Annotated in this window: 23 protein-coding genes and 1 pseudogene; 17 read left to right on the plus strand and 7 right to left on the minus strand. The window is 61.6% G+C overall.

From position 1 onward, the window contains the following. Positions 1–5: 5 nt before the first annotated feature. The 12 genes from xylA (at position 6) to BLR63_RS10945 (ending at position 13,402) form a co-directional block, all read left to right on the plus strand. Positions 6–1,322, plus strand: a complete 1,317-nt coding sequence (gene xylA, locus BLR63_RS10890; RefSeq protein WP_010566640.1) for a xylose isomerase — start codon at positions 6–8, stop codon at positions 1,320–1,322. 232 nt (positions 1,323–1,554) lie between these two features. Then, on the plus strand, positions 1,555–2,553 hold the full coding sequence (gene xylF / locus BLR63_RS10895; protein WP_010566639.1) for a D-xylose ABC transporter substrate-binding protein: 999 nt from the start codon (positions 1,555–1,557) through the stop codon (positions 2,551–2,553). Positions 2,554–2,684: 131 nt separating this feature from the next. Beyond that, positions 2,685–4,229 (plus strand): D-xylose ABC transporter ATP-binding protein, encoded by a 1,545-nt coding sequence (gene xylG, locus BLR63_RS10900; RefSeq protein ID WP_010566638.1) that lies wholly within the window; start codon positions 2,685–2,687, stop codon positions 4,227–4,229. Beyond that, positions 4,230–5,366, plus strand: coding sequence for a sugar ABC transporter permease (locus BLR63_RS10905; RefSeq protein ID WP_010566637.1), 1,137 nt, complete (start codon positions 4,230–4,232; stop codon positions 5,364–5,366). A 445-nt stretch (positions 5,367–5,811) separates the two neighbouring features. After that, the gene (locus BLR63_RS10910; protein WP_010566636.1) at positions 5,812–6,120 is read left to right on the plus strand and encodes a DUF6124 family protein; all 309 of its coding nucleotides are present in this window, start codon (positions 5,812–5,814) and stop codon (positions 6,118–6,120) included. A 240-nt stretch (positions 6,121–6,360) separates the two neighbouring features. Continuing rightward, complete coding sequence (locus tag BLR63_RS10915) at positions 6,361–7,377, plus strand: iron ABC transporter substrate-binding protein (protein ID WP_010566635.1); 1,017 nt, start codon at positions 6,361–6,363, stop codon at positions 7,375–7,377. Further along, the gene (locus BLR63_RS10920) at positions 7,378–8,970 is read left to right on the plus strand and encodes an ABC transporter permease (RefSeq protein ID WP_010566634.1); all 1,593 of its coding nucleotides are present in this window, start codon (positions 7,378–7,380) and stop codon (positions 8,968–8,970) included. Further along, positions 8,967–10,034 (plus strand): ABC transporter ATP-binding protein, encoded by a 1,068-nt coding sequence (locus BLR63_RS10925; RefSeq protein ID WP_010566633.1) that lies wholly within the window; start codon positions 8,967–8,969, stop codon positions 10,032–10,034. The genes BLR63_RS10920 and BLR63_RS10925 overlap by 4 nt, the downstream gene beginning before the upstream one ends. Before the next feature lie 57 nt (positions 10,035–10,091). Beyond that, entirely contained in the window at positions 10,092–10,856 is a 765-nt protein-coding gene (locus tag BLR63_RS10930; protein ID WP_010566632.1) for a COG4705 family protein, read from the plus strand. 23 nt (positions 10,857–10,879) lie between these two features. Continuing rightward, complete coding sequence (locus BLR63_RS10935; protein WP_010566631.1) at positions 10,880–11,302, plus strand: hypothetical protein; 423 nt, start codon at positions 10,880–10,882, stop codon at positions 11,300–11,302. A 76-nt stretch (positions 11,303–11,378) separates the two neighbouring features. Then, positions 11,379–12,044, plus strand: a complete 666-nt coding sequence (locus tag BLR63_RS10940) for a response regulator transcription factor (protein WP_010566630.1) — start codon at positions 11,379–11,381, stop codon at positions 12,042–12,044. Beyond that, positions 12,020–13,402, plus strand: a complete 1,383-nt coding sequence (locus tag BLR63_RS10945) for an ATP-binding protein (RefSeq protein ID WP_010566629.1) — start codon at positions 12,020–12,022, stop codon at positions 13,400–13,402. Before BLR63_RS10940 ends, BLR63_RS10945 begins: the two co-directional genes overlap by 25 nt. Positions 13,403–13,417: 15 nt before the next feature. Here the strand turns inward: BLR63_RS10945 and BLR63_RS10950 are convergent, their stop codons facing one another. Further along, positions 13,418–14,917, minus strand: a complete 1,500-nt coding sequence (locus BLR63_RS10950) for a CoA-acylating methylmalonate-semialdehyde dehydrogenase (protein WP_010566628.1) — start codon at positions 14,915–14,917, stop codon at positions 13,418–13,420. A 109-nt stretch (positions 14,918–15,026) separates the two neighbouring features. Between BLR63_RS10950 and BLR63_RS10955 the strand changes: the two genes are divergently transcribed. The 5 genes from BLR63_RS10955 (at position 15,027) to BLR63_RS10975 (ending at position 22,251) form a co-directional block, all read left to right on the plus strand. Next, positions 15,027–15,965: a LysR family transcriptional regulator gene (locus BLR63_RS10955; RefSeq protein WP_010566627.1), complete on the plus strand. Its 939-nt coding sequence runs from the start codon at positions 15,027–15,029 to the stop codon at positions 15,963–15,965. 330 nt (positions 15,966–16,295) lie between these two features. After that, on the plus strand, positions 16,296–17,978 hold the full coding sequence (locus BLR63_RS10960; RefSeq protein ID WP_010566626.1) for an AMP-binding protein: 1,683 nt from the start codon (positions 16,296–16,298) through the stop codon (positions 17,976–17,978). 229 nt (positions 17,979–18,207) lie between these two features. Continuing rightward, positions 18,208–18,666, plus strand: coding sequence for a (2Fe-2S)-binding protein (locus tag BLR63_RS10965; protein WP_010566625.1), 459 nt, complete (start codon positions 18,208–18,210; stop codon positions 18,664–18,666). Next, complete coding sequence (locus BLR63_RS10970; protein WP_010566624.1) at positions 18,663–20,894, plus strand: xanthine dehydrogenase family protein molybdopterin-binding subunit; 2,232 nt, start codon at positions 18,663–18,665, stop codon at positions 20,892–20,894. Before BLR63_RS10965 ends, BLR63_RS10970 begins: the two co-directional genes overlap by 4 nt. Positions 20,895–20,910: 16 nt before the next feature. Beyond that, a complete protein-coding gene (locus tag BLR63_RS10975) occupies positions 20,911–22,251 on the plus strand; it encodes a c-type cytochrome (protein ID WP_010566623.1) in 1,341 nt (446 codons plus the stop codon). On the opposite strand, the pseudogene BLR63_RS31850 reads toward BLR63_RS10975, so the two are convergent. The 6 genes and pseudogenes from BLR63_RS31850 to BLR63_RS10995 form a co-directional block, all read right to left on the minus strand. Further along, positions 22,232–22,441, minus strand: a pseudogene (locus BLR63_RS31850) (hypothetical protein); the annotation flags it as partial. The gene BLR63_RS10975 and the pseudogene BLR63_RS31850 sit on opposite strands and share 20 nt — an antisense overlap. Before the next feature lie 316 nt (positions 22,442–22,757). Next, positions 22,758–23,498 (minus strand): hypothetical protein, encoded by a 741-nt coding sequence (locus BLR63_RS10985; protein ID WP_010566622.1) that lies wholly within the window; start codon positions 23,496–23,498, stop codon positions 22,758–22,760. Positions 23,499–23,510: 12 nt separating this feature from the next. Next, positions 23,511–23,900, minus strand: a complete 390-nt coding sequence (locus tag BLR63_RS31145; RefSeq protein ID WP_138984512.1) for a hypothetical protein — start codon at positions 23,898–23,900, stop codon at positions 23,511–23,513. A 27-nt stretch (positions 23,901–23,927) separates the two neighbouring features. Beyond that, entirely contained in the window at positions 23,928–24,680 is a 753-nt protein-coding gene (locus BLR63_RS10990) for a hypothetical protein (protein ID WP_010566621.1), read from the minus strand. A gap of 12 nt (positions 24,681–24,692) precedes the next feature. Beyond that, positions 24,693–25,082: a hypothetical protein gene (locus tag BLR63_RS31150; RefSeq protein ID WP_138984511.1), complete on the minus strand. Its 390-nt coding sequence runs from the start codon at positions 25,080–25,082 to the stop codon at positions 24,693–24,695. Between the two features lie 27 nt (positions 25,083–25,109). After that, positions 25,110–25,862, minus strand: coding sequence for a hypothetical protein (locus BLR63_RS10995; protein WP_081480385.1), 753 nt, complete (start codon positions 25,860–25,862; stop codon positions 25,110–25,112). Position 25,863: the final 1 nt, after the last annotated feature.

Consider the following 25,863-nt stretch of genomic DNA (forward strand, 5'->3'; position numbering starts at 1 on the left):
ACGCCATGACGTACTTCCCCGGTGTCGAGAAGGTCCGCTTCGAAGGCCCCACCAGCGACGCCCCGCTCGCCTTTCGCCACTACGACGCCAATAAACTGATCCTCGGCAAACCGATGCGCGAGCACCTGCGCATGGCCGCCTGTTATTGGCACACCTTCGTCTGGCCAGGGGCGGACATGTTTGGCATGGGCACCTTCAAGCGCCCGTGGCAGCGCAGCGGCGAGCCGATGGACCTGGCCATCGGCAAGGCGCAGGCGGCCTTTGAGTTTTTCTCCAAGCTGGGTATCGATTACTACAGCTTTCACGACACCGACGTGGCACCCGAAGGCAGCTCGCTCAAGGAATACCGCAACCACTTCGCGCAGATGGTCGATCACCTCGAACGTCACCAGGAACAGACCGGCGTCAAACTGCTGTGGGGTACCGCCAATTGCTTCAGCAACCCGCGCTATGCCGCCGGCGCCGCGAGCAACCCGGACCCGGAGGTGTTCGCCTACGCCGCCGCCCAGGTGTGCAGCGCGATGAACGCCACGCTGCGGCTCAAAGGCGCCAACTATGTGCTGTGGGGCGGTCGCGAGGGCTATGAAACCCTGCTCAATACCGACCTCAAGCGCGAGCGCGAACAGCTCGGGCGCTTTATGCGCATGGTGGTGGAGCACAAGCACAAGATCGGCTTCAAGGGCGACCTGCTGATCGAACCCAAGCCCCAGGAGCCAACCAAGCACCAATACGATTACGACAGCGCCACGGTGTTCGGCTTTCTGCATGAGTACGGCCTGGAACACGAGATCAAGGTGAACATCGAGGCCAACCACGCGACCCTGGCCGGGCACAGCTTTCATCATGAGATCGCCACCGCCGTGTCCCTGGGCATCTTCGGCAGCATCGACGCCAACCGCGGCGACCCGCAGAACGGCTGGGACACCGACCAGTTCCCCAACAGCGTCGAGGAAATGACCCTGGCCACCTATGAAATCCTCAAGGCTGGCGGGTTCAAGAATGGCGGCTATAACTTCGATTCCAAGGTACGCCGCCAGAGCCTGGACGAGATCGACCTGTTCCACGGGCATGTCGCCGCCATGGACACCCTGGCGCTGGCGCTGGAACGCGCGGCGGCGATGGTGCAGAACGATCGGTTGCAGCAGTTCAAGGACCAGCGCTATGCCGGCTGGCAGCAACCGTTGGGCCAGGCGGTACTGGCGGGCGAATTCAGCCTGCAATCCCTGGCCGAACATGCGTTCGCCCATGAGCTGAACCCGCAGGCGGTGAGTGGCCGGCAAGAGATGCTGGAAGGCATCGTGAACCGGTTCATCTACACCTGACCACGCAGCCCTTCTGTAGGAGCAAGCTTGCTCGCGAAAATCGTCAACGATGACGCGGGCTTCCTGGATAAACGTGTCGAATTCACGTTCTTCGCGAGCAAGCTCGCTCCTACAAGACGTCGCGGCGGTGACATTTGCGCGACAAATCTGCGCACAGGGCGTCGAGGGACGCTCTACAGTTTCAACCGCACCACGCTGTGTCTTTCCAACAACAATAAAAGGACGCACCACCATGAACACATGCAAACGCACCCTGCTCGCCACTGCCCTGGCCCTGCTCGCCCTGCCGGTGATGGCCGATCCGGCCCATCCGAAAATCGGCTTTTCCATCGACGACCTGCGCCTGGAACGCTGGTCCCGCGACCGTGACTACTTCGTCGCGGCGGCGGAGAAACTCGATGCCAAAGTCTTCGTGCAGTCCGCCGATGCCAACGAACAGAAGCAGATTTCCCAGATCGAAAACCTCATCTCCCGTGGCGTCGATGTGATCGTCATCGTGCCGTTCAACGCCACCGTACTGACCAACGCCGTCGCCGAAGCCAAGAAGGCCGGGATCAAGGTGGTGTCCTATGACCGGCTGATCCTCAATGCCGACATCGACGCGTATATCTCCTTCGATAACGAAAAAGTCGGCGAGATGCAGGCCAGCGGCGTGCTGCAAGCGGCGCCCAAGGGCAACTACTTCCTGCTCGGCGGCGCGCCCACCGACAACAACGCCAAGGTCCTGCGCGAAGGCCAGATGAAGGTGCTGCAACCGGCCATCGACAAGGGCGATATCAAGATTGTCGGCCAGCAGTGGGTCAAGGAATGGAACCCCACCGAAGCCCTGAGCATCGTCGAAAACGCCCTGACCCGGAACGACAACAAAATCGACGCCATCGTCGCCTCCAACGACGCCACCGCCGGCGGTGCGATCCAGGCCCTGGCCGCGCAGAAGCTGGCGGGCAAGGTGCCGATCTCCGGGCAAGACGCCGACCTCGCCGCCGTCAAGCGCGTGCTCGACGGTACCCAGACCATGACCGTGTACAAGCCGCTCAAGCTGATCGCCTCGGAAGCCGCCAAGCTCTCGGTGCAACTGGCGCGCAATGAAAAACCCACCTACAGCTCGCAATACGACAACGGCAGCAAGAAAGTCGACACCATCCTGCTCACCCCAACTCCATTGACCAAGGCCAATATCGACCTGCTCGAGAAAGACGGCTTCTACACCAAAGAGCAGATCGGCCTGTAGGAGCGGGCTTGCCCGCGAAAAACGTCAATGGTGACGCGGGCATCCTGGATGTATGCGTTGCCTGTGGGTTCTTCGCGAGCTCGCTCCTACAGAAAACCGCGTTTCTTGGGCCTTTTGTGTGAGCCATGGTCATGTCCGACTACCTGCTGCAAATGAACGGCATCGTCAAACGCTTCGGCGGTGTCAACGCGCTCAATGGCATCGATATCAAGGTGCGGCCGGGGGAATGTGTCGGCCTGTGCGGCGAGAACGGTGCCGGTAAATCCACCTTGATGAAAGTGCTGTCGGCGGTCTATCCCCATGGCACCTGGGACGGCGAAATCCTCTGGGACGGGCAGCCGCTCAAGGCCCAGTCGATCAGCGATACCGAGGCCGCCGGCATCGTCATCATTCACCAGGAACTGACCCTGGTACCGGACCTGTCGGTGGCCGAAAACATCTTCATGGGCCACGAACTGACCCTGCCCGGCGGGCGCATGAACTACCCGGCGATGATCCACCGCGCCGAAGCACTGATGCGTGAACTCAAAGTGCCGGACATGAACGTCGCGCTGCCGGTGTCGCAGTACGGCGGCGGTTACCAGCAACTGGTGGAAATCGCCAAGGCCCTGAATAAACAGGCACGCCTGCTGATCCTCGACGAACCCTCCTCGGCCCTGACCCGCTCGGAAATCGAGGTACTGCTCGACATCATCCGTGACCTCAAGGCCAAGGGCGTGGCCTGCGTGTACATCTCCCACAAGCTCGATGAAGTGGCGGCGGTGTGCGACACCATCACCGTGATCCGCGACGGCCAACACATCGCAACCACCGCCATGGCCGACATGGACATCCCGCAGATCATCACGCAGATGGTCGGGCGCGAAATGAGCAACCTCTACCCCACCGAGCCCCACGACATCGGCGAGGTGCTGTTCGAAGCGCGCCACGTCACCTGCTACGACGTCGACAACCCCCGGCGCAAACGCGTGGACGACATCTCCTTCGTGCTCAAACGCGGGGAAATCCTCGGCATTGCCGGACTGGTCGGCGCCGGACGCACCGAACTGGTCTCGGCCTTGTTCGGCGCCTACCCCGGTCGCTACAGCGCCGAAGTCTGGCTCGACGGCCAGGTGATCGACACGCGCACGCCGCTCAAATCCATCCGCGCCGGGCTGTGCATGGTGCCCGAGGACCGCAAGCGCCAGGGCATCATTCCCGACCTGGGCGTGGGCCAGAACATCACCCTGGCGGTACTCGACACCTTTGCCCACCTGACCCGCATCGATGCCGAAGCCGAGCTGGGCAGCATCGACCGGCAGATCGCGCGCATGCACCTCAAGACCGCCAGCCCGTTCCTGCCGATCACCAGCCTGTCCGGCGGCAATCAGCAAAAGGCCGTGCTGGCGAAAATGCTCATGGCCAAGCCCAAGGTGCTGATCCTCGATGAGCCGACGCGCGGCGTGGACGTGGGCGCCAAGTACGAGATCTACAAGCTGATGGGTGCGCTGGCAGCCGAAGGCGTGGCGATCATCATGGTCTCCTCGGAACTGGCCGAAGTGCTCGGCGTGTCCAACCGCGTGCTGGTGATCGGCGACGGCCAGTTGCGCGGCGATTTCATCAACGAAGGGCTCACCCAGGAACAGGTGCTCGCCGCCGCGCTCAGCCAAAATAATAATGATCGGAAGACCGCTTAGATGAATCAGCTCAAACAGCTGTTTACCCGCTACAAAATGCTCGCCCTGGTCATCGCCGTGGCGGTCATCTGGTTGTTTTTCAGCTGGCAGACCGAAGGCGGCTTCGTCACCCCGCGCAACCTGTCCAACCTGCTGCGGCAGATGTCGATCACCGGGATTCTGGCCTGCGGCATGGTGCTGGTGATCATCAGCGGCGAGATCGATTTGTCAGTGGGCTCACTGCTCGGGTTGCTGGGCGGGCTCGCGGCGATTCTGGACGTGGTCTATCACCTGCCGCTGCTGGCCAACCTGAGCCTGGTGGCGCTGTGCGGGTTGATGATCGGTTTGGCCAACGGCTACATGACCGCGTACCTGCGCATTCCCTCGTTTATCGTCGGCTTGGGCGGCATGCTGGCGTTTCGCGGGATTCTGCTGGGCATCACCGGCGGCACCACCATCGCACCGGTGTCGCCGTCGCTGGTGTATGTGGGCCAGGGCTATTTGCCGTATCACGTGGGGGTGGGGCTCGGTGTTTTGCTGTTCGCCCTGACCCTGTTTCTCACCTGGAAACAACGGCGCAACCGTGCACTGCATGGCTTGGCCGCGCATTCACGGGCGCGCGATGTATTGCGCGTGGTGGTGATCGGCGCGGTACTCGCCGGGTTCGTCACCACCCTCAACCGCTACGACGGCATCCCCGTACCGGTGCTGCTGTTGCTGGTGCTGCTCGGGGTGTTCAGCTACGTCACCAGCCAGACCGTGTTCGGCCGCCGCGTGTATGCGGTGGGCAGCAACATGGAAGCCACACGCCTGTCAGGCATCAACGTGCAGGCGGTGAAACTGTGGATCTTCGGCATCATGGGCGTGATGTGCGCCCTCGCCGGCCTGGTCAACACCGCCCGCCTCGCCGCCGGTTCACCGTCGGCGGGCAACATGGGCGAACTCGACGCCATCGCCGCCTGCTTTATCGGCGGCACCTCCATGCGCGGCGGCTCGGGCACGGTGTATGGGGCACTGCTCGGCGCGTTGGTGATTACCAGCCTGGATAACGGCATGTCGATGCTGGACGTGGACAGTTACTGGCAGATGATCGTCAAGGGCAGCATTTTGGTGCTGGCGGTGTGGGTGGATGTGAGTACGCGGGCGGGTCGGCGCTGAACCCGCTCTCCCATGTGGGAGGGGGCTTGCTCCCGATGGCGCAGTGGCAGTCACTGCATGAGCGCCTGAACCACCGCTATCGGGAGCAAGCCCCCTCCCACAGGGACCGCATTTCATTGGGGTTAGTGGCATTTGGTCATGGTTTTTAAAGGGCCAGCAAGCCGGGTCGCTTTAAATTGCAGGACGTTTCCTAGACAATCCCTGCCGCCTTGTGCCTGTTGGAATCGATGGCTAGTCTGCGGTCCGTCACTGCCAAATCAGTGATCGGGTTTAGTCGCCCGGTTTTCATATGGCGCATGGTCCCCCATGAAGTTTTATGGTGGCTGTGCGTAGGGCACCTTCGGGTGCGCCGGTTTTCCATATGGCCGGTCGACTAACCTGCGTACAGCCGCCACCCTCGTTTAGTCGCGATGGGTGTCAGCTCCAAACCATATGGAGTTTCACCATGACCAAAGCCCTACCCGACCCACCCCACGACCCCGTCAAAGACCGCGCCGCCTTCAACCGCGCCATCGACCATTACCTGCCCACCCAAGGCGTCCACGCCGTCAACGAAGACCTGAGCTTCGAAGATGCCCTGCTCTACACCGCCAGTCTGCTGGACAGCGCTTCGGCCACGGCGCTCGATTGCGGCGAGCTGCTGGACAAGCCCGAGCGGGCGAAGATTCTGGCGGTGTGGCATTTACTGGAAATCGCCAAGGCCACGGTGGATCGCTCCATCGAGTGCCTCAAGCCGACAAAGACCACGGCCTGACAATGGGCTAAAACATGTGGGAGGAGCGGTGCGACGATTCGCCCTGCTCCCCCCACCGTGGATAGGCGTTACGTTAAACCCTTCGAGTCACGATATTTATCACGTTTATTTGACGTTTTTTTCTCATTCGCGCCTCTACATTCGCCGCGCCTCAACATGCAAATGATTCCTATTGGTCTAATCTAAATCGACCTCAAGCGGATTTCCCGTGCAGCCATCAACCCCCGGAGCGCTCACCGCATGACCACCCGCCGTCCTTCGTTCGTCAAAAAAGCCCTGCTGGTCACCGCCCTGGTCAGCGCCGGCCATGTGTATGCCGCCAGCGAGCCGGTCGGTATCGTGGTCTACAACGCCCAGCACGAAAGCCTCACCAAGGCGTGGGTCGAAGGGTTCACCCAGGACACCGGGATCCCGGTGACCATCCGCAACGGCGACGACACCGAGATGGGCAACCAGCTGGTGCAGGAAGGCGCGGCCTCTCCGGCGGACGTGTTCCTCACCGAAAACTCCCCGGCCATGGTGCTGGTGGACAACGCCGGCTTGTTCGCGCCGGTCGCCCCGACCACCCTGGAACAAGTGGACGCCGCCTACCGCCCGGCCCACGGCAAATGGGTGGGCATCGCCGCGCGCTCCACGGTGTTTGTGTATAACCCGAGCACCTTGAAAGAAAGCGACCTGCCCAAATCCCTGCTGGACCTGGCGTCGCCAAGCTGGAAAGGCCGTTGGGCCGCCTCGCCGGCCGGTGCCGACTTCCAGGCCATCGTCGCCGCCATGCTGGAACTCAAGGGCGAGGCCGCGACCCTCGACTGGCTCAAGGCAATGAAGACCAACGCCAGCATCTACCGGGGCAACAGCGCGGTGCTCAAGGCCGTCAACGCCGGCCAGGTCGACAGCGGCGTGATTTATCACTACTACAGCTTCGTCGACCAATCCAAGACCGGCGAAAACAGCAAGAACACTCAACTGCACTACTTCAAACACCAGGACCCGGGCGCGTTCGTGAGCATTTCCGGAGGGGGTGTGTTGGCTTCCAGCAAGCACAAGGAACAGGCCCAGGCCTTCCTGAAGTGGATCACCGGCAAAGACGGCCAGGCGGTGCTCAAGGACGGTAATTCGTTCGAATACGCGGTCGGCCAGAACGCCCAATCCAACCCCAAGCTGACCCCACTGGTGCAATTGGACGCCCCAAAGGTCGACGCGTCGAAGCTCAACAGCAAAAAGGCTGTCGAGCTGATGACCCAGGCCGGACTGCTCTGATTGCTGCCTGAATCGTCGATCCCCGGCATCGCCCACGCGCCGCCACGCAAACGCCCCCACGGACGCTTCAAAAGCCGTGGGGGCACGTGGGTCACTAGTTTGTCGGTGCTGGTTTCGTTGCTGGCACTGCTGCCGATTGCGTTTGTGATCGGCGTGTCCTGGCAAATCGGCTGGGCACAGATCGAAGCGTTGGTGTGGCGCCCGCGCGTGGGCGAATTGCTGGTCAACACCGTGTTGCTGGTGCTGTTCACCCTGCCGTTGTGCGTGGCGCTGGGCATCGCGCTGGCGTGGTTGACCGAACGCAGCAACCTGCCGGGGCGCCGCGCCTGGTCGTTGTTGGCCGTCGCGCCGCTGGCGGTGCCGGCGTTTGTGCACAGTTACGCGTGGGTCAGCCTGGTGCCGTCGATCCACGGCTTGCCGGCCGGGGTGCTGGTGTCGGTGATTGCCTATTTCCCCTTTCTGTACCTGCCGGTGGCGGCGACCCTGCGCCGGCTCGATCCGGCGATTGAAGACGTGGCCGAATCCCTGGGCCTCAAGCCCTGGGCGGTGTTCTGGCGGGTGGTGTTGCCCCAGCTGCGCCTGGCGATCTGCGGCGGCGCGCTGCTGGTCGGCCTGCATCTGTTGGCCGAATACGGCCTGTACGCGATGATCCGCTTCGACACCTTCACCACGGCGATTTTCGATCAGTTCAAATCCACCTTTAATGGCCCGGCGGCGAATATGCTGGCGGCCGTATTGGCCCTGTGCTGCCTGGCGATGCTCACCGTCGAGGCCTCGGCACGTGGCCATGCGCGCTATGCGCGGGTCGGTTCCGGCAGCGCCCGCGAGCAGCGCATCGTGCGGCTGAGCCCCGCCACCACCCTGCTCGCCCTCGGTTTGCAAGCCATTACCTGCGCGTTGGCCCTGGGCGTGCCGCTGTTCACCCTGGGCAAATGGCTGATCGCCGGGGGCCGCGAGGTCTGGCAGTTCAGTGAATTGCTGCCGGCGCTGGAACAAACCGTACTGTTGGGCATTGCCGGCGCCGTGCTGACCACCTGCGCGGCGGTGCCGATCGCCTGGCTGTCGATTCGCGCACCGGGGCGCCTGCAACGCATCCTGGAAAGCTGCAACTACATCACCAGTTCATTGCCCGGCATTGTCGTGGCACTGGCGCTGGTCACGGTGACCATCCACTTTGCCCGGCCGATCTACCAGACCACGATCACCGTACTGCTCGCCTACCTGCTGATGTTCCTGCCACGGGCGCTGGTGAGCCTGCGCGCCGGTATCGCCCAGGCCCCGGTGGAACTGGAAAACATGGCGCGCAGCCTGGGCCGTTCGCCGGGCCGGGCACTGTGGTTGATCACCATGCGCCTGGCCGCGCCCGCCGCCGCTGCGGGCGCGGCGCTGGTGTTCCTGGCGATCACCAACGAACTGACCGCCACCCTGTTGCTGGCGCCGAACGGCACGCGCACCCTGGCCACCGGGTTCTGGGCGATGACCAGCGAAATCGACTACGCCGCCGCCGCGCCCTATGCGTTGATCATGATTCTGCTCTCACTGCCGTTGACCGGCCTCCTCTACCACCAATCCAAACGCACGGCCGGCCGATGAACGCCCTCGAACTCACTGCACTCTGCAAAACCTTCGGCACCCAACAGGCCTTGGCCGACGTCAGCCTGGCGGTGCCCAACGGCTGCCGCACGGTGATCGTCGGGCCTTCCGGCTCCGGCAAGACCACCTTGCTGCGCATGATTGCCGGCTTCGAATTTCCCGACAGCGGCAGCCTGACCCTCAATGGCCAAGTGCTGGTGGATGCCACCCACGCCGTGCCGGCGCACCAGCGCCAGATCGGCTATGTGCCGCAGGACGGTGCGCTGTTCCCGCACATGACCGTGGCCGACAACATCGGCTTCGGCCTGGCCACCCAGAGCGAAGCACGACACGCACGCATCGCCGAACTGATGGACAGCGTCGCCCTCGACGCCAACATGGCCCGACGCTGGCCCCACGAGCTGTCCGGCGGCCAGCAGCAACGGGTGGCGCTGGCGCGGGCGTTGGCGCAACAGCCCCGGTTGATGCTGCTGGATGAGCCGTTTTCCGCACTGGACACCGGCCTGCGCTCGGCCATGCGCAAGATGGTGGCGCGGTTGCTGAGCGACGCGGGCATCACCACGATCCTGGTCACCCACGATCAAAGCGAGGCGCTGTCGTTCGCCGACCAATTGGCGGTGATGCGCCAGGGACGCCTGGTGCAATCGGGCCATCCAATGGCGCTGTACCAGTACCCCATCGATGAGCAGACCGCGTTGTTTCTCGGTGAAGCCGTGGTCATGACCGCCAGGATCGAGGCCGGTTGGGCCCACTGCGCGCTGGGGCGCGTGCCGGTCGACCACCAGACCAGCCAGGGTACGACACGGATCATGCTGCGCCCGGAGCAAGTGCTCCTGAGTACCACCGACGGTGGCGGCTGCCGCGGCGTGGTCACCGAACGCGAATTCGGCGGCAATACCTGCACCCTGACCGTGGCATTGCAAGCGGATGGGGACGTGCCCGGCCAGGCCATCCTGGTGCGCAGCTCGGGCCTGCAAGCGCCTGACGTGGGGAGCGTGGTGCACCTCACCACCGTGGGCACGGCCCATGTGCTGAAAAAACCCACGGCCCTCAGTCCCGGCTAAGTTTCGCGGCTTACCTTCTCTGCTGCGCCCACCGCGCAGTCGAGAAGAGGTAACCCGATGAATGCCACAGCAGCCCGTTGGCTGAACAAAGTACCCGAGGTGACGCTGTCATTCTGGGTAATCAAGATCCTGTCCACCACCGTGGGCGAAACCGGCGCGGACTACCTCGCCGTCGATGCCGGCTTCGGCGCCGGCTGGACCAGCCTGGGCATGGCCGCGCTGTTGGCGATCGCGCTGTTCTGGCAGATGCGCACCAAGGCCTACACGCCGTGGATCTACTGGCTGACCGTGGTGCTGGTGAGCATCGTGGGCACGCAGATCACCGACATCCTCACCGATAAACTCGACGTGAGCCTGTACACCAGCACGGCGATTTTCTCGGTGTTGCTGGGCCTCAACTTCGTGGTCTGGTTCCGTACCGAACGCAGCCTGTCGATCCGCGCCATCGTCACCCCGCGCCGCGAATGGTTCTACTGGACCACGGTGCTCTGCACCTTTGCCCTCGGCACCGCCGCCGGCGACCTGGCCACCGAAGCCCTGGGCTTGGGCTTTACCCTCGGCGCAGTGATCTTCGCCGGCTTGATCGCCGCTGCCCTGCTGGCCTGGCGCCTGGGGGTCAACAGCGTGCTGACCTTCTGGATCGCCTACATCCTCACCCGACCGTTTGGCGCGTCCCTCGGCGACCTGCTCACCCAGGCCAAGACCTACGGTGGCCTGGGCATGGGCGCCAGTTGGACCAGCGCACTGTTCCTCTGCGTCATTGTCCTGCTGGTCGCCATGGCGCAATTGAACGTCGGCAACTGCAAAGCCATCACCCAATGAATACGCTACTCAAGGAAACCCTTATGCGCCCTGCCCAAAACCTGATCCGCCGCGTCGCCATTGTTTCAGCGATCTTCCTGCTGGGCCTCGCCACCGGCTGTTCCAAACCCGCCGATAAGCCCAAGGACAGCGCCGGCCCTGCCACCAGCCAACACCAGGCATCGAAACTGGGCGACCTGTCCGAGTTCCGCAATATTGCGGTGGACGTCTCGGCCCTGGTCGCCAAGAACGACTTGCCGGCCGCCAAAGCCCGGATCAAAGACCTGGAAACCGGTTGGGACGCCGCCGAAGCCGGAATCAAACCCCGTGCCGCGAGTGACTGGCATGTACTGGATAAAGCCATCGACCGCGCCCTGGATGCGTTGCGCACAGGCAGCCCGAACCAGGCCGATTGCAACGCCGCGATGGACGACCTGCTCAGGGCCTTTGACTCGATGAAAGGCTGAGGCCAGACAAACATCGACCCAGGTGCTTCAATACACACGCGACGACACCCTCGTCGCGTTTTTTTGGGGAACAGACATGCGCATATTGCTGGTCGAAGACGACCCCATGATTGGCGATGCGATCCAGCGCGCACTCAGCGACGCAAGCTACGCCGCCGATTGGGTCAAGAACGGCCTCACCGCCCTGGCCGCGCTCGACGCCCAGCCCTACGACCTGGTGCTGCTCGACCTCGGCCTGCCCGGCAAGGACGGCCTGCAAGTGCTGGACATCATCCGCGCGCGCAACAACCCGGTGCCGCTGCTGATCATCACCGCCCGCGACAGCCTCGACGACCGCCTGCGCGGCCTCGATGGCGGTGCCGACGACTATGTGCTCAAGCCTTTCGACATGCCCGAACTGCTCGCCCGTATGCGCGCCGTGCTGCGCCGCAAAGGCGGCAGCGCTTCGTCGTTGCTTGGCAACGGCGTGGTGTCTCTCGACCTGCTCTCCAAAGAAGCCAGCACCGAGGACCTGAGCGGCGTGGCACTCTCCAATCGTGAATTTGCGCTGTTGCAGGCATTGCTGATCCGCCCGGGGACCATCCTGTCGCGCAGCGAACTGGAAGACCGCCTCTACGGCTGGGGCAATGAGGTCGAGAGCAACGCCATCGAGTTCTTGATTCACGCCTTGCGGCGCAAGTTGGGAAGTCACGTGATCAAGAACGTCAGGGGCATGGGATGGATGGTTTCAAAAAACGTTTGAGTGAATCGGTGCAACTGCGCCTGTCGGTGACGCTGTCCTTGGCGATTCTGTTGGTGGCGCTGCTGGCCAGTGTGTTTGCCTTCGTCTCGGCGTTTGAAGAGGCCCACGAACAGCAGGACGCCACCTTGCGCCAGGTGGCCATGTTGTTCGACCGCCAGCAGATGACGCTGCATTATCCCCAGGGCCAGGCGATTGACGACGACGATGAAGATTCGCGGGTGATCATCCAGCACCTGGGCGATGGCCGCCACGCCACCGGCAACAACGACGAGGCGTTACCACTGCCGTTTCCCACCACGCTCGCCGATGGCCTGGCCACGGTTGAAGTGGCTGGCGAAGCCTTTCGCGTGCTGGTGCGCACCACCGCCCGTGGCGAACGCATCGCCGTGGCCCAGGAACAGGACGTCCGCGACAAGGACGCCCGCGAAAGCGCCTGGCGCAGCCTGTTGCCGTTCCTGATTCTGTTCCCTGTGCTGTTGCTGGTGGTGGGCGACCTGGTGCGCAAACTGTTTCGTCCCATCGGCGTACTGGCCGCCGAGATCGACCAGCGCGCCGAGCAGGAACTGCACCCCATCGACGAGCAGCACTTGCCGACGGAAGTGCGTCCGTTCGTGGTCGCCATCAATCGACTGTTGGCCCGCGTTGGCCAGTCCATGGACAGCCAGCGCCGCTTCGTCGCCGATGCCGCCCACGAACTGCGCTCGCCGATGACCGCCCTGTCCCTGCAGGCAGAGCGCCTCGCCGACACGGACTTGTCGCCCGTCAGCCGCGAGCGCTTTTTGCCATTGGCCCGAGGCATCGAGCGCGGCCGCAAACTCATCGATCAACTGTTGGCGCTGGCGGCGGCGCAATCGCCGTCAACGCGGGCGCAAGGCCCGCTATCGGTGCATGGCGTCTATCGACAGGTGCTGGAAGACTTACTGCCCCTGGCCGAGTGCAAGCAGATCGATATCGGTGTCGAAAGCATCGAGGATGTACAGGTGGTGTTCAACGCGCTGGACCTGTTCACCCTGGTCAAGAACCTGGTGGACAACGCCATCCGCTATACCCCGCAGGGCGGGCGCATCGATCTGTCAGTGGAGAAGGTGCAAGGCGCTGTGCTGTTGCAGGTCAAAGACACCGGCCCAGGCATCGCCGTGGAGGAACAGGCACGGGTGTTCGATGCGTTTTATCGCAGCCTGGGCTCGGATGAAGCCGGGTCAGGGTTGGGCTTGTCGATCGTCAGGGCAATCAGCGAGCGCACCGGTTGCCGTGTGCAACTGGCGTTCAGCGATACGCTGGCGCAACGGGGGCTGTGCGTCAGCGTCTGGATCGCTCAATCAGACGTGCGTTACCCCGACCACCACTCGGGCGAGTAATGGTCGGGTCAGTGCTTACTTCGACACCGGCATCGCAAACTCGGCGCCCTGCTCGATGCTTTCCGACCAGCGCTGCATGATCGATTTCTGCTTGGTGTAGAAGCGCACGCCCTCGGTGCCGTAGGCATGCATGTCGCCGAACAGGCTCTTCTTCCAGCCACCAAAGCCGTGCCAGGCCATCGGCACCGGGATCGGTACGTTGATGCCGACCATGCCCACCTGGATGCGTCGCGCAAATTCGCGGGCGATGTGGCCGTCGCGGGTGAAGCAGCTGACGCCGTTGCCGAATTCGTGGTCGTTGACCAGTTGCACCGCCTCGCCGAAATCATTCACGCGCACGCAGGCCAGCACCGGGCCGAAGATTTCTTCGCGGTAGATGCTCATCTCCCGGGTGACGTGGTCGAACAGCGTCGCGCCGAGCCAGAAGCCGTTTTCCAGGCCGGGTTCGCTGGGCACGTAGTCACGGCCGTCGAGCAGCAGGTGTGCGCCGGCCTGCACGCCTTGTTCGATGTAGCCGCTGATACGCTCCAACGCGGCACGGGACACAATCGGGCCCATTTCGGCCTTGAGGTCGCGGCCGTCGGTGATGCGCAGTTGCTTGGCCCGCGCGGTCAGGGCGGCGATGACTTTGTCGCCCACATCGCCCACCAGCACGGCGACGGAGATGGCCATGCAGCGTTCGCCGGCACTGCCGTAGGCGGCGCCCATCAGCGCATCGACGGTTTTTTCGATATCCGCATCAGGCATCACCACCATGTGGTTTTTCGCGCCGCCCAGGCCTTGCACGCGCTTGCCGTGGCGGGCGCCGGTTTCGTAGATGTATTGGGCAATCGGGGTGGAGCCGACAAAGCTCACGGCCTTGACGTCCGGGTGTTCGATCAGCGCGTCCACCGCTTCCTTGTCGCCCTGCACCACGTTGAACACGCCGGTGGGCAAGCCGGCTTCACGCAAAAGCTCAGCCATGAACAGCGACGCGCTTGGGTCGGTCGGGCTGGGCTTGAGGATGAAGGTGTTACCCGCCGCGATGGCAATCGGGTACATCCACATCGGCACCATCACCGGGAAGTTGAACGGCGTGACGCCAGCGACCACGCCCAGGGGCTGGCGCATCGTCCAGTTGTCCATGCCACGGGAGACCTGGTCGGAGTGTTCGCCCTTGAGCAGGTTGGGAATGCCGCAGGCGAATTCGAGGATGTCGATACCACGGTCGACTTCGCCCTGGGCGTCAGTGAACACCTTGCCATGTTCGGCGACGATGATGCGCGCCAGGTCGTCCTTGCGCTCGCGCAGCAGGTGCAGGTACTGGAACAGCACGCGGGCGCGGCGGATCGGCGGCGTGTCGGCCCAGTCGGCAAACGCGGCCTGGGCGGCGGCGACGGCTTCGTCGACAGTCTGGCGGCTGGCCAGGGCGACGCGGCCGGTCACTGCGCCGGTGGCCGGGTTGTACACGTCCTGATAACGATCGTCGCGGCTCACGCGTTGGTCGTTGATGTAGTGCTCGAGGGTGATGGTCATGGCAATAGGTCCCAGGTGGGTAGCGTTGGGACACACGATAGGCTTTGGTTTTGTTCCAAACCAGAGCAGAATCCAGAACTGATTGTCCTCATAGGCGAACAATACCCCCATGGAAAAATCTGAAATCGAAGGGCTGTGGACCCACATTCACTGGCTCTCGGTGCTGGAAGAACACGGCACCTACACCGCCGCCGCCGCGCGCCTGGGGGTGAGCAAGTCGGCGGTCAGCCAGCGCATCTCCGACCTGGAAAAAGCCACCGGCACGCGACTCGTCACCCGCACCACCCGCAGCGTGCGTCTCACCGATGCAGGCCTGTCGTTGACCCGCGAAGTGCGCAGCGCCTATGAACACATCGCCCGCAGTTTCTCGGCGGTGCGCGACTCGGCCGGGGAAATTCGCGGCCTGGTGCGCCTGACTGCCCCGGTGGCGTTCGCTCGACAACAGTTGGTGCCGCATTTGTCCGCATTCCTGCAGCAATACCCGCAGGTGCGCATTCAACTGGACGTGTCGGACGCCTTGAGTTCTCTGGCCGCCGAAGGCTACGACCTGGCGGTGCGCCATGGCTTCCAGGTGCCGGAGACACATGTGGCCTGGAAGCTGTGCGACACCGGTTCGGTGCTGGTCGCGACCCGCGATTACCTGCAACGCCATGGCGAACCCCACGAGCCCGGCGACCTCAGCGCCCACAACTGCCTGTTCTACCCGCGCGGCGCCGACCAGCCGGCCTGGACCTTCGAACGCGGCAGCAAACAGGTCGAACGCCTCACCGTACCTATCGCCGGCAGCTTCGCCACCAACAACAGCGAAGCCCTGCGCGACGCGGCGCTCAACCACCTGGGCATCGCCCTGCTCCCGGACTTCAGCGCCCAGGCCGCCCTGGCCAGCGGGCAGTTGGTGCAGGTGCTCAAGGGCTGGACGCTCAAGGGCGCATTCGCCGATGAGATCTACCTGATCCGCCCGTATTCGCCCCATGTACCCAAGTCGGTGACGGCGCTGGTCGGCTATTTGAAGGACACGCTGGCGGGTGGGTTCCGCTTCGACGGCTGAGGATTGTTGTAGGAGCGGGCTTGTCCGCAAAAAACGTCAACGACAACGCAGCGCTTTCAGGTGGTCCGTGTTGCCTGTGGTTTTTTCGCGAGCAAGCTCGCTCCTACATTGCGTTATTGCGTTCGACTCGACTGTGCAGGGAAATCGTCTGCCATCCACCCATTTCTTGCGGCTTTGATCCCAGGGTGTGCTCGCCCGCCCATGACTTTTTTGCACAACGTACCGGTGTTTTTGAGCGTTTTGCTCTGATTTATGCGTGCCTATACTCGGTCCAGCCTCCTGGTGGAACCGGGGGGTCAGTCCCCACAACAATAATTAAGGACACCGATCATGACCCAGCCCTTCCTGGCCGCCCGGGATTTTCTGCTCGCCCATCGCACCGACTACGCCACGGCCGTACGGGATTTCCGTTGGCCGCAGTTGAGTGAGTTCAACTGGGCGCTGGACTACTTCGATGCCATGGCCGAGGGCAACGCGGCCGATGCGCTGTGGATCGTCGAAGAAGACGGCAGCGAGCAGCGCTACAGCTTCGCGCAACTGGCCGCGCGCTCCAACCAGGTCGCCAACCACCTGCGCGCCCTCGGTGTGCGCCGTGGCGAGCGCGTGCTGTTGATGCTTGGCAACGACGTGGCGTTGTGGGAAACCATGCTCGCGGCCTTCAAGCTCGGCGCCGTGGTGATCCCCGCCACCGCCCTGCTCAACCCCGACGACCTGCGCGACCGCATCGAGCGTGGCCAGGTGCGCCATCTGGTGGTCGGCGAGGCGCATGTGGGCAAGTTCGACGGTCTGGGCGATGGCTGCAGCCGCGTCTGCGTGGGCACCGCGCCGGCCGGTTGGGTCGCGCACCGTGCCGCGTTCGCGTACCCCGAGCAGTTCGAGGCTGAAGGCCGCACCCTGGCCACCGACCCGATGCTGCTGTATTTCACCTCCGGCACCACCTCCAAACCCAAGATGGTGCTGCACAGCCACCAGAGCTACCCGGTCGGCCACCTGTCGACCATGTACTGGATCGGCCTGCAACCGGGCGACTTGCACCTGAACATCTCGTCGCCGGGCTGGGCCAAGCATGCCTGGAGCTGCCTGTTCGCGCCGTGGAATGCCGGCGCGTGCATCTTCATTCATAACGTCGCGCGATTCAGTGCACCGGCCCTGCTCGCCGTGCTGGAGCGTTACCGCGTGACCAGCCTGTGCGCGCCGCCCACCGTGTGGCGCATGCTGATCCAGGAAGACCTGGCCAGTTACCGATCACGCCTGAACCTGCGCGAATTGGTGGGCGCCGGCGAGCCGCTGAACCCGGAAATCATCGAGCAGATCCAGCACGCCTGGGGCTTGCCGCTGCGGGACGGTTTCGGCCAGTCGGAAACCACCGCCCTGGTCGGCAATACGCCGGGCCAGGCGCTCAAGCCGGGGTCGATGGGCCGTCCGTTGCCCGGCTACCAGGTGGTCCTGCTCGATGCCGATGGTGTGCCGGGCACCGAGGGCGAAGTCGCGCTGCCGCTGGCGGTGCGCCCTCTCGGCCTGATGCTGGGTTACGAAGACAGCCCGGAAAAAACCGCCGAAGTGATGCGCGACGGTTACTACCGCACCGGCGATACCGCACAGGTCGACGCCGAGGGCTACATCACCTTCGTGGGCCGCGCCGATGACGTGTTCAAGGCCTCCGACTACCGCATCAGCCCCTTCGAGCTGGAAAGCGCGCTGATCGAACACCCGGCGGTGATGGAAGTGGCCGTGGTCCCCAGCCCCGATCCGTTGCGCCTGGCGGTGCCCAAGGCGTTCCTGATCCTGGCCCACGACGCCCCCGGCAGCGCCGAACTGGCCCGCCATATCCTGGCGTTTGCCCGTGAGCATCTGGCGCCGTACAAGCGGGTGCGGCGCATCGAATTTGTGGTGGAACTGCCCAAGACCATTTCCGGCAAGATCCGCCGGGTGGAATTGCGCCAGATGGAGGTGGTGCGACGCCAGGGCGACAGCCGGGGCGAGCACGAACACTTCGAGGAAGATTTCGCCTGAAAAAAAACCGGCGGCGCCCGTGAAGGCGCCGCCGGGCCCTCCCCCATGCCGCTTCCAGCCTCGCCCTCGCTCATTCCTCTTGAATTCTTGCCTGATCCTCCGAGATATCGGCTTTTTCATAGATAGCCCTTGCACCCTGGTCTAGAGTTCGACAATGAGCGCCCGTCGCTCGCACAAGAAAAAGCCTCACCTACCGATGATCAGCCGATGAGCCACGGAGCTACACACGATGGAGCTACGAATCAACCAAAAGTCCTACCAGGTCGATGCCGACGCCGACACGCCGTTGCTGTGGGTGATCCGCGATGACCTCGGACTGACCGGCACCAAGTACGGCTGCGGCCTGGCCCAATGCGGCGCCTGCTCGGTGCTGGTGGACGGCAATGTGGTGCGTTCCTGCGTCACGCCGGTATCCGGTGTGGTAGGTCGCGAGATCACCACCATCGAGGCGGTCGAAGCCGATCCGGTGGGCCAACGGGTGGTCGCCGCCTGGGTCGAACACCAAGTGGCGCAATGCGGGTACTGCCAGTCCGGACAGGTGATCGCAGCCACCGCACTGCTCAAGCACACCCCCGCGCCCAGCGATGCGCAAATCGAAGCGGCGATGGTCAACCTGTGCCGTTGCGGCACTTACAACGCCATCCGCACGGCGGTGCATGACCTGGCCAAGCAGGAGCGCACCGCATGAACACACGCCACGAACTCCTCGACCTGCCATTGGGCGAGCCCATCAACCTGTCGCGCCGGCGTTTTCTGGCGAGTACGGCGGTGGGCGCGCTGGTCATCGGTTTCGGCTTGCCCCTGGGTTCGGCCCGAGTGCAGGCCGCCGCCAGCGCCGAGCGCGGCACCCAGGTGCCAGCGTTCCTGGAAATCCGCCCGGACGGCAGCGTGCGCCTGCTCAGCCCCTTCATGGAAGGCGGGCAAGGCACTCACACGGCCATGGCGCAGATCGTCGGCGAAGAGCTGGATGCCGACCCCGCCACGTTCATCGTCGAAGCCGCGCCGCCGGGTGAAGCCTATGTGGTGATGGAAAACGGTATGCGCATCACCGGCGGCAGCATGTCGGTGCGCATGAGCTACCCGGTCATGCGGCGCTTGGGCGCCCTCGCCCGCGCCATGCTGCTGCAGGCCGGCGCCGCGCAGTTGGGCGTGCCGGTGGCCGAACTGACCACCCAGCCGGGCCGCGTGGTACATGCTGCATCCGGTCGCTCGCTGGGCTACGGTGAGCTGGCCGGTCGCGCCCTGGACATGCCGGTGCCCGACCCGGCCAGCATCACCCTGCGCGACCCGAGCCAGTTCCGCTGGATCGGCAAGCCGGTCAAGCGTCTGGATGCCTATGACAAATCCACCGGCAAGGCGCTGTACAGCATCGACATGCAGGTCGACGGCATGCTCCACGCCGCCGTGCAGCACGCGCCGCGCCTGGGCATGACCGTCGCCAGCCTGCGCAACCAGGCCCAGGTCGAAGCCATGAAAGGTGTGCACTCGGTGCATCAACTGCCCGGTGCGGTGGCCGTGGTGGCCGAACGCTGGTGGCACGCCAAGCGTGCGGTCGAGGCGATCCAGGTCGAGTGGCAGGAAGCTGCCGCCGACTCCAGCGTGCGCGCGATGCCGGCGGATTTCTCCAGCGACAAGTACCGCGATTTTCTGGCCGCCCAGCAGGGCCCGGCCCGCGACGACGAAAAGGAAGGCGACGTGGCCGCCGCCCTGGCCGGTGCCAAAACCCGTATCGAAGCCACCTACCACAACCAGTACGTCAATCATGCCCAACTGGAGCCGCCGTCGGCCCTGGCGCGCTTCAACCCCGATGGCTCGCTGGACGTCTGGCTGCCCAACCAGGCCCCCGACATGTTCCGTGCCGATATCGCCAAGCGTGCCGGCCTCGACCCGTCCAAGGTCAACCTGCACTCGCCGCTGCTGGGCGGTTTTTTTGGCCGGCACTTCCTGTATGACTCGGCCAGCCCCTACCCGCAGGCGGTCGCCCTGGCCAAAGCGGTGGGCCGTCCGATCAAGCTGATCTGGAGCCGCGAGGAAGAGTTCCTGCGCGATGTGCTGCGCCCGGTCGCGGTGGTCAAGTTCCGCGCCGCTCTGGATGCCGACGGTTTGCCGGTGGCGATCGAAGCGGTGAGCGCCACCGAAGGCCCCAGCGAAGCCATTGCCGGCAAACAGGGCGACAAAATCGACCCCACCGCCCTTGAAGGGCTGTCGGGCAAAAGCTATGCGATCCCCAACAAGCGCATCGCACAGATCTACGTCAAAGGCCCGGCCATGCTTGGTTACTGGCGGTCGGTGGGCAATTCGCTCAACGATTTTTTCTACGAAGCGTTCCTCGATGAGCTGGCGGACAAAGGCGGCCGCGACCCCTTCGAGCTGCGCCTGCACCTGCTGCGCGACAACCCACGGCTGACCACCTTGCTCAATGCCGCAGGCGAGCTGTCCGGGGGCTGGAAGCGCGGCCCCTACACGGCCGACGATGGCACCCGCCGCGCGCGTGGCGTGGCCATGGCGTCGCCGTTCGGTTCCCACGCGGCGGTGATCGCCGAAGTGTCGATCGACAAGGGCCAGGTCAAAGTGCATCACATCTGGGAAGCCATTGATCCGGGCAGCATCGTCAACCCGGCGATCGTTGAAGCCCAGGTCAATGGCGCCGTGGCGTTGGGCCTGTCGCAAACCTTGCTGGAGGAAGCGGTGTACGTGAACGGCCAGCCACGGGCGCGCAACTACGATCTGTACCCGATCCTGCCGCCGTCGCGCATGGCCCAGGTGCACGTGAAGATCGTCGAGAGCGGCGAAAAGATGGGCGGTATCGGCGAGCCGCCGTTGCCGGCCGTGGCACCGGCGGTGGCCAATGCGGTCGCGCAGTTGACCGGCCAGCGCATCCGCAGCCTGCCCCTGAGCCGCTACACCTTCAGCTGACCGACAAGGAATGCCCATGAACAACCGCCGATTCGCAAGAACCGTAGGCTGGCTCGCGCTGGCCGGCCTGGTCGCCGCCGCGCTGCTGGCCTGGTATGTCACACGCCAGCCCGCCTCACCGTTCGCACAGGAACCGGCCGCCAGTAGCGAGCCCGCGCTGGTCAGCCGTGGTGAGTACGTCGCCCGCCTCAGCGACTGCGTGGCCTGCCACAGCCTGGCGGGCAAGGCACCGTTTGCCGGCGGCCTGGAGATGGCCACGCCGCTGGGGTCCATCCACGCCACCAACATCACCCCCGACCGCGACACCGGGATCGGCGCCTACAGCCTGGCCGACTTCGACCGCGCGGTGCGCCACGGCGTGGCACCGGGTGGTCGCCGCCTTTACCCGGCGATGCCCTACCCGTCCTATGCCAAGCTCAGCGACGAAGACATCCGCGCGCTGTACGCGTTTTTCATGCACGGCGTGCAACCGGCCAAGCAGCCCAACATCCCCAGCGCGATTCCCTTCCCGCTCAACTTGCGCTGGCCCATCGCCCTGTGGAACGGCGTGTTCGCCCCCACCGCCACTTACGCGGCCAAGCCCAACCAGGACGCGCTGTGGAACCGCGGCGCCTACATCGTCCAGGGGCCGGGCCATTGCGGTAGCTGCCACACCCCGCGCGGCCTGGCCTTCAACGAGAAGGCCCTGGACGAGTCCGGCGCCCCCTTCCTCGCCGGCGCCCTGCTCGACGGCTGGTACGCACCGAGCCTGCGCCAGGACCACAACACCGGGCTGGGCCGCTGGAGCGAGCCTGAAATCGTGCAGTTCCTCAAGACCGGGCGCAACCAGCACGCGGTGGTCTACGGCTCGATGACCGAAGCCTTCAATAATTCCACGCAGTTCATGGGCGACGACGACCTCGCGGCCATCGCCCGCTACCTCAAGTCCCTGCCCGGCGATCCCCAGCGCGACGGCACACCCTGGCAGTACGCAACCGCCGACACCCGACCGGACATCCCCGGCGCCCACACCTACGCAACCCGTTGCGCCTCATGCCACGGCCTCGACGGCAAGGGCCAGCCCGACTGGATGCCACCGCTGGCCGGCGCCACCTCGGCCCTGGCCAGGGAAAGCGCCTCAGCGATCAACATCACCCTCAACGGCTCACAACGCATCGTCGCCGCCGGCGTGCCCGACGCCTATCGCATGCCGGCATTTCGCGAGCAACTGTCCGACGCAGAAATCGCCCAGGTCCTGACCTATGTGCGTAGCACCTGGGGCAACCACGGTGAGGCGATCGACGCGAAGGCCGTCGGCACATTGCGCGGGCATACGGACCCGGCCAGCGCCAGTCCGATTATCCTGCAGATGCGTTGACGCAACGGGCGCCTCGCCGATAAACCGAAAACGCCCCGGTTGGCCAGGCCAGCCGGGGCGTTTTTACGTCATGTGTTCTCACCGGCCTTGCGTGGAACGGTGTCAGCCGTCGCGCCGTGTTCTTCGCCAGGCCACGCAAGCGTGTCTGCACATAACCGAACTGCCGTTTGATCACCCGGAACGGGTGCTTCCAGTGAAATTGCGGCGGCAGGTCAAGTGGTTTGCTGAGATCAAAAATAATAGGGCTCGTTCATTTAAATAGTCTGGGGTGTTTAGCGTTAGTGGCTGTGTTGTTTTTTGGCTAAGCACGATGCCATCTTCTTTTAGTTCACCGCTAAAGTCAGTGTTAATCCAATCTACTTCACTTGTGGACCCTCCAAGCGGGGCCAATCCACACTTGCCAAAGTCGATGTTGCTCGGTGTTCGCACAAGTGAGGTCAGCGGGATTAAGTTCCCTGCCAGGGCACTTGCGCATGGTCTGATCTTCATATGGTCAAGGCATAAGATCAGTTTAGTACATCTACTTTACCGAACACGTAGGGTGTACCTGGTAGTAAGTTATTCTTGATAAGCTGAGTGACGCGCTCTTTGTCTTTTGGTGTGAAAAATATATATTGGCGCCCTATGGTCATATAAATGGAGCCCTCTTGCGGCACGCTATACTCATGTTCCATCATGACTCTATTGGTCGCAACTGTTGATTTTGTCAGTTCTTTCCAGTGTAAAAAATGATGATGATATTCTGTTTGCATGCGCTGATAGGTCTTGGAATTTGCCATTGATAAGTACATTAACCCCATCGCGCCAGGACCTATTAGCGCGCCAATTAAAAATGTCGGATCGATAGTTGCCAGGTAGATGAAAATTATTGCCATCATCCCGGTGAACCATTTTAGAAAGGTTAGTGCCCATTTGGGAAAGTCCTTCCATTCGCAATACTCCACTCCTGATTGAGTAATGCGATAGGCGAAATTCATTCGCTGGTGGGTCATTGATATTAAAGCGGCATTGACGATAATGAAAAATAGTAGAGTTGATATTGCGTTGAATACTAGATATTCTTTCGTGCTTCGATATAGAAAGCTGGAACCAGCTGTTATAGCGACGAAGCAAAACCAAAACATTGCGTTGGCTATAAACGTATTATAGTTGCGCGCGCGGATTGACCATGTCATCAGTTCTGGCTCATTTGCATACTTCCACTGGAGTTGTGGCGGTAGGTCAAGTGGCTTGTTGAATTTAAGCATAATGAAGCTCGTTCATTTAATTGGTTTTTGGGGAGGGGTTAGTTTTAGTGGCAGTGTCGCTTTTTGGCTAAGTACAATGCCATCTTCTTCTTTTAGTTCACCACTAAAGGCAGTGTTAAGCCGGTCTGCTTCACTTGTGGACCATCCAAGCGCCACCCGAAATATATAACCGCGGCCATCCCCTCGTTGAAGCACCCCAGGCGGATACTTGATCTCGAGTTCAAGGATGGGATCGTCTATAGGTGTGCCAATCCACACTTGCCAAAGTCGGTGTTGTTCGGTTTTGGTATAAGTGAAATCGGCCGGATTGGGTTTGCCGCCGGGGCCGTTGGGCAGTTGTCCAAGCTGTGTTGGATCAACCCAATTGCCATTGAGAAATTGCTCGTAAAAACCAATGGCCATGGTTCGCAGTCTATTCTCGGAGCGCAATTAGTCAGTGCTCATGGGGACATTTACCTTTGCCTTGATGAACGGTACGTCCGGAGATAGATAGGGCTTGATGAAATTTGCTACCGCTTCTTTTTGTTTGCGTTTGCAAAAAACATTGAGGCTCCAGTTGGTTTTGAAGTCATTTCCTTCTTGAGTGACACTGTATTTTAAATCGACTACCTCTCTATTGGTTGCAATGGCGAGTTGAGTGATCTCTTCCCATTTGAATGCATAGTGGTGGTATTGAGTATGCATCTCTTGATAGCTTTTGGAATTTAACATAGATAGATACATTAACCCCATTCCTCCAGGGCCTATTAGTGCTCCAATTAAAAATGCAGGATCAAGGGTCGCCAGAAACATAAAGATGATTGCTGTAATTCCAGAAAACCATTTTAGGAATGTCAGTGCCCATTTTGGAAAGTCTTTCCACTCACAGTATTCAATTCCTGATCGAGTAATGCGATAGGCAAAATCCACTTTTTGATGAGTCATACATGAAATTGTAAATAGAATAAAAATAAAGAAAAATATGCATGACAGTGTTCGCCATGGCTGGCTCATTCCTTCGTATACAGAATACATGATGAACGATCCTCCCAATATAAGTGCGGCCATAAAGTAAAAAATTGAATTGGCTGCGAGCGTGTTGTAATTTCTTGCGCGAATTGTCCACTCCATCAGTTCTGGCTCATTTGCATACTTCCACTGGAGCTGTGGCGGAAGGTCAAGTGCTTTGTCGAAATTAAGCATAATGGAACTCGTTCATTTAATTGGTTTTTTTGGAGGAATTAGTTTTAGTGGCAGTGTCGCTTTTTGGCTAAGTACAATGCCATCTTCTTCTTTTAGTTCACCACTAAAGGCAGTGTTAAGCCGGTCTGCTTCACTTGTGGACCATCCAAGCGCCACCCGAAATATATAACCGCGCCCATCCCCTCGTTGAAGCACCCCAGGCGGATACTTGATCTCGAGTTCAAGGATGGGATCGTCTATAGGTGTGCCAATCCACACTTGCCAAAGTCGGTGTTGTTCGGTTTTGGTATAAGTGAAATCGGCCGGATTGGGTTTGCCGCCGGGGCCGTTGGGCAGTTGTCCAAGCTGTGTTGGATCAACCCAATTGCCATTGAGAAATTGTTCGTAAAAACCAATGGGCATGGTTCGCAGTCTATTCTCGGAGCGCAATTAGTCAGTGCTCATGGGGACATTTACCTTTGCCTTGATGAACGGTACGTCCGGAGATAGATAGGGCTTGATGAAATTTGCTACCGCTTCTTTTTGTTTGCGTTTGCAAAAAACATTGAGGCTCCAGTTGGTTTTGAAGTCATTTCCTTCTTGAGTAACACTGTATTTTAAATCGACTACCTCTCTATTGGTTGCAATGGCGAGCTGAGTGAGTTCTTCCCACCTGAATGCATAATGATGATATTGAGTATGCATCTCTTGAAATCTTTTGGAATTTAGCATGGATAGATACATTAGCCCCATTCCTCCCGGACCTATCAGTGCACCAATTAAGAATGTAGGATCGATAGTTGCTAGATAGATGAAAATTATTGCCGTCATCCCGCTGAACCATTTTAGAAACGTCAGTGCCCATTTGGGAAAGTCCTTCCATTCACAATACTCCACTCCTGACGGGGTAAAGCGATAGGCGAAATTCATTCGTTGGTGGGTCATGCACGAAATTGTAAAAGACATAAAGGTGAAAAAAAACAAACATGACAGTATTCGCCAAGGTTCATTCAGGTCGTGATAAGCCGAGTATAAAAAAAATGAAAGACCAAGTAGTAATAGTGACATGAATGCAGACATTGAATTGGCGACGAATATATTATAGTTTCGTGCTCGAATCGTCCAGGCCAACAGTTCCGGTTCATTTGCGTACTTCCAATGAAGTTGCGGAGGAAGATCAAGTGGTTTGCTGAAGTTAAACATG

It is taken from the genome of Pseudomonas extremaustralis, assembly GCF_900102035.1.
GTDB lineage: Bacteria > Pseudomonadota > Gammaproteobacteria > Pseudomonadales > Pseudomonadaceae > Aquipseudomonas > Aquipseudomonas extremaustralis.

Bases quoted from the DNA above. Each gene is read 5' to 3' on its own strand.
- xylA (WP_010566640.1), top strand. From the start codon at position 6: ATGACGTACTTCCCCGGTGTCGAGAAGGTCCGCTTCGAAGGCCCCACC.
- xylF (WP_010566639.1), top strand. From the start codon at position 1,555: ATGAACACATGCAAACGCACCCTGCTCGCCACTGCCCTGGCCCTGCTC.
- xylG (WP_010566638.1), top strand. From the start codon at position 2,685: ATGTCCGACTACCTGCTGCAAATGAACGGCATCGTCAAACGCTTCGGC.
- BLR63_RS10905 (WP_010566637.1), top strand. From the start codon at position 4,230: ATGAATCAGCTCAAACAGCTGTTTACCCGCTACAAAATGCTCGCCCTG.
- BLR63_RS10910 (WP_010566636.1), top strand. From the start codon at position 5,812: ATGACCAAAGCCCTACCCGACCCACCCCACGACCCCGTCAAAGACCGC.
- BLR63_RS10915 (WP_010566635.1), top strand. From the start codon at position 6,361: ATGACCACCCGCCGTCCTTCGTTCGTCAAAAAAGCCCTGCTGGTCACC.
- BLR63_RS10925 (WP_010566633.1), top strand. From the start codon at position 8,967: ATGAACGCCCTCGAACTCACTGCACTCTGCAAAACCTTCGGCACCCAA.
- BLR63_RS10930 (WP_010566632.1), top strand. From the start codon at position 10,092: ATGAATGCCACAGCAGCCCGTTGGCTGAACAAAGTACCCGAGGTGACG.
- BLR63_RS10935 (WP_010566631.1), top strand. From the start codon at position 10,880: ATGCGCCCTGCCCAAAACCTGATCCGCCGCGTCGCCATTGTTTCAGCG.
- BLR63_RS10940 (WP_010566630.1), top strand. From the start codon at position 11,379: ATGCGCATATTGCTGGTCGAAGACGACCCCATGATTGGCGATGCGATC.
- BLR63_RS10945 (WP_010566629.1), top strand. From the start codon at position 12,020: ATGGATGGTTTCAAAAAACGTTTGAGTGAATCGGTGCAACTGCGCCTG.
- BLR63_RS10950 (WP_010566628.1), bottom strand. From the start codon at position 14,917: ATGACCATCACCCTCGAGCACTACATCAACGACCAACGCGTGAGCCGC.
- BLR63_RS10955 (WP_010566627.1), top strand. From the start codon at position 15,027: ATGGAAAAATCTGAAATCGAAGGGCTGTGGACCCACATTCACTGGCTC.
- BLR63_RS10960 (WP_010566626.1), top strand. From the start codon at position 16,296: ATGACCCAGCCCTTCCTGGCCGCCCGGGATTTTCTGCTCGCCCATCGC.
- BLR63_RS10965 (WP_010566625.1), top strand. From the start codon at position 18,208: ATGGAGCTACGAATCAACCAAAAGTCCTACCAGGTCGATGCCGACGCC.
- BLR63_RS10970 (WP_010566624.1), top strand. From the start codon at position 18,663: ATGAACACACGCCACGAACTCCTCGACCTGCCATTGGGCGAGCCCATC.
- BLR63_RS10975 (WP_010566623.1), top strand. From the start codon at position 20,911: ATGAACAACCGCCGATTCGCAAGAACCGTAGGCTGGCTCGCGCTGGCC.
- BLR63_RS10985 (WP_010566622.1), bottom strand. From the start codon at position 23,498: ATGCTTAAATTCAACAAGCCACTTGACCTACCGCCACAACTCCAGTGG.
- BLR63_RS31145 (WP_138984512.1), bottom strand. From the start codon at position 23,900: ATGGCCATTGGTTTTTACGAGCAATTTCTCAATGGCAATTGGGTTGAT.
- BLR63_RS10990 (WP_010566621.1), bottom strand. From the start codon at position 24,680: ATGCTTAATTTCGACAAAGCACTTGACCTTCCGCCACAGCTCCAGTGG.
- BLR63_RS31150 (WP_138984511.1), bottom strand. From the start codon at position 25,082: ATGCCCATTGGTTTTTACGAACAATTTCTCAATGGCAATTGGGTTGAT.
- BLR63_RS10995 (WP_081480385.1), bottom strand. From the start codon at position 25,862: ATGTTTAACTTCAGCAAACCACTTGATCTTCCTCCGCAACTTCATTGG.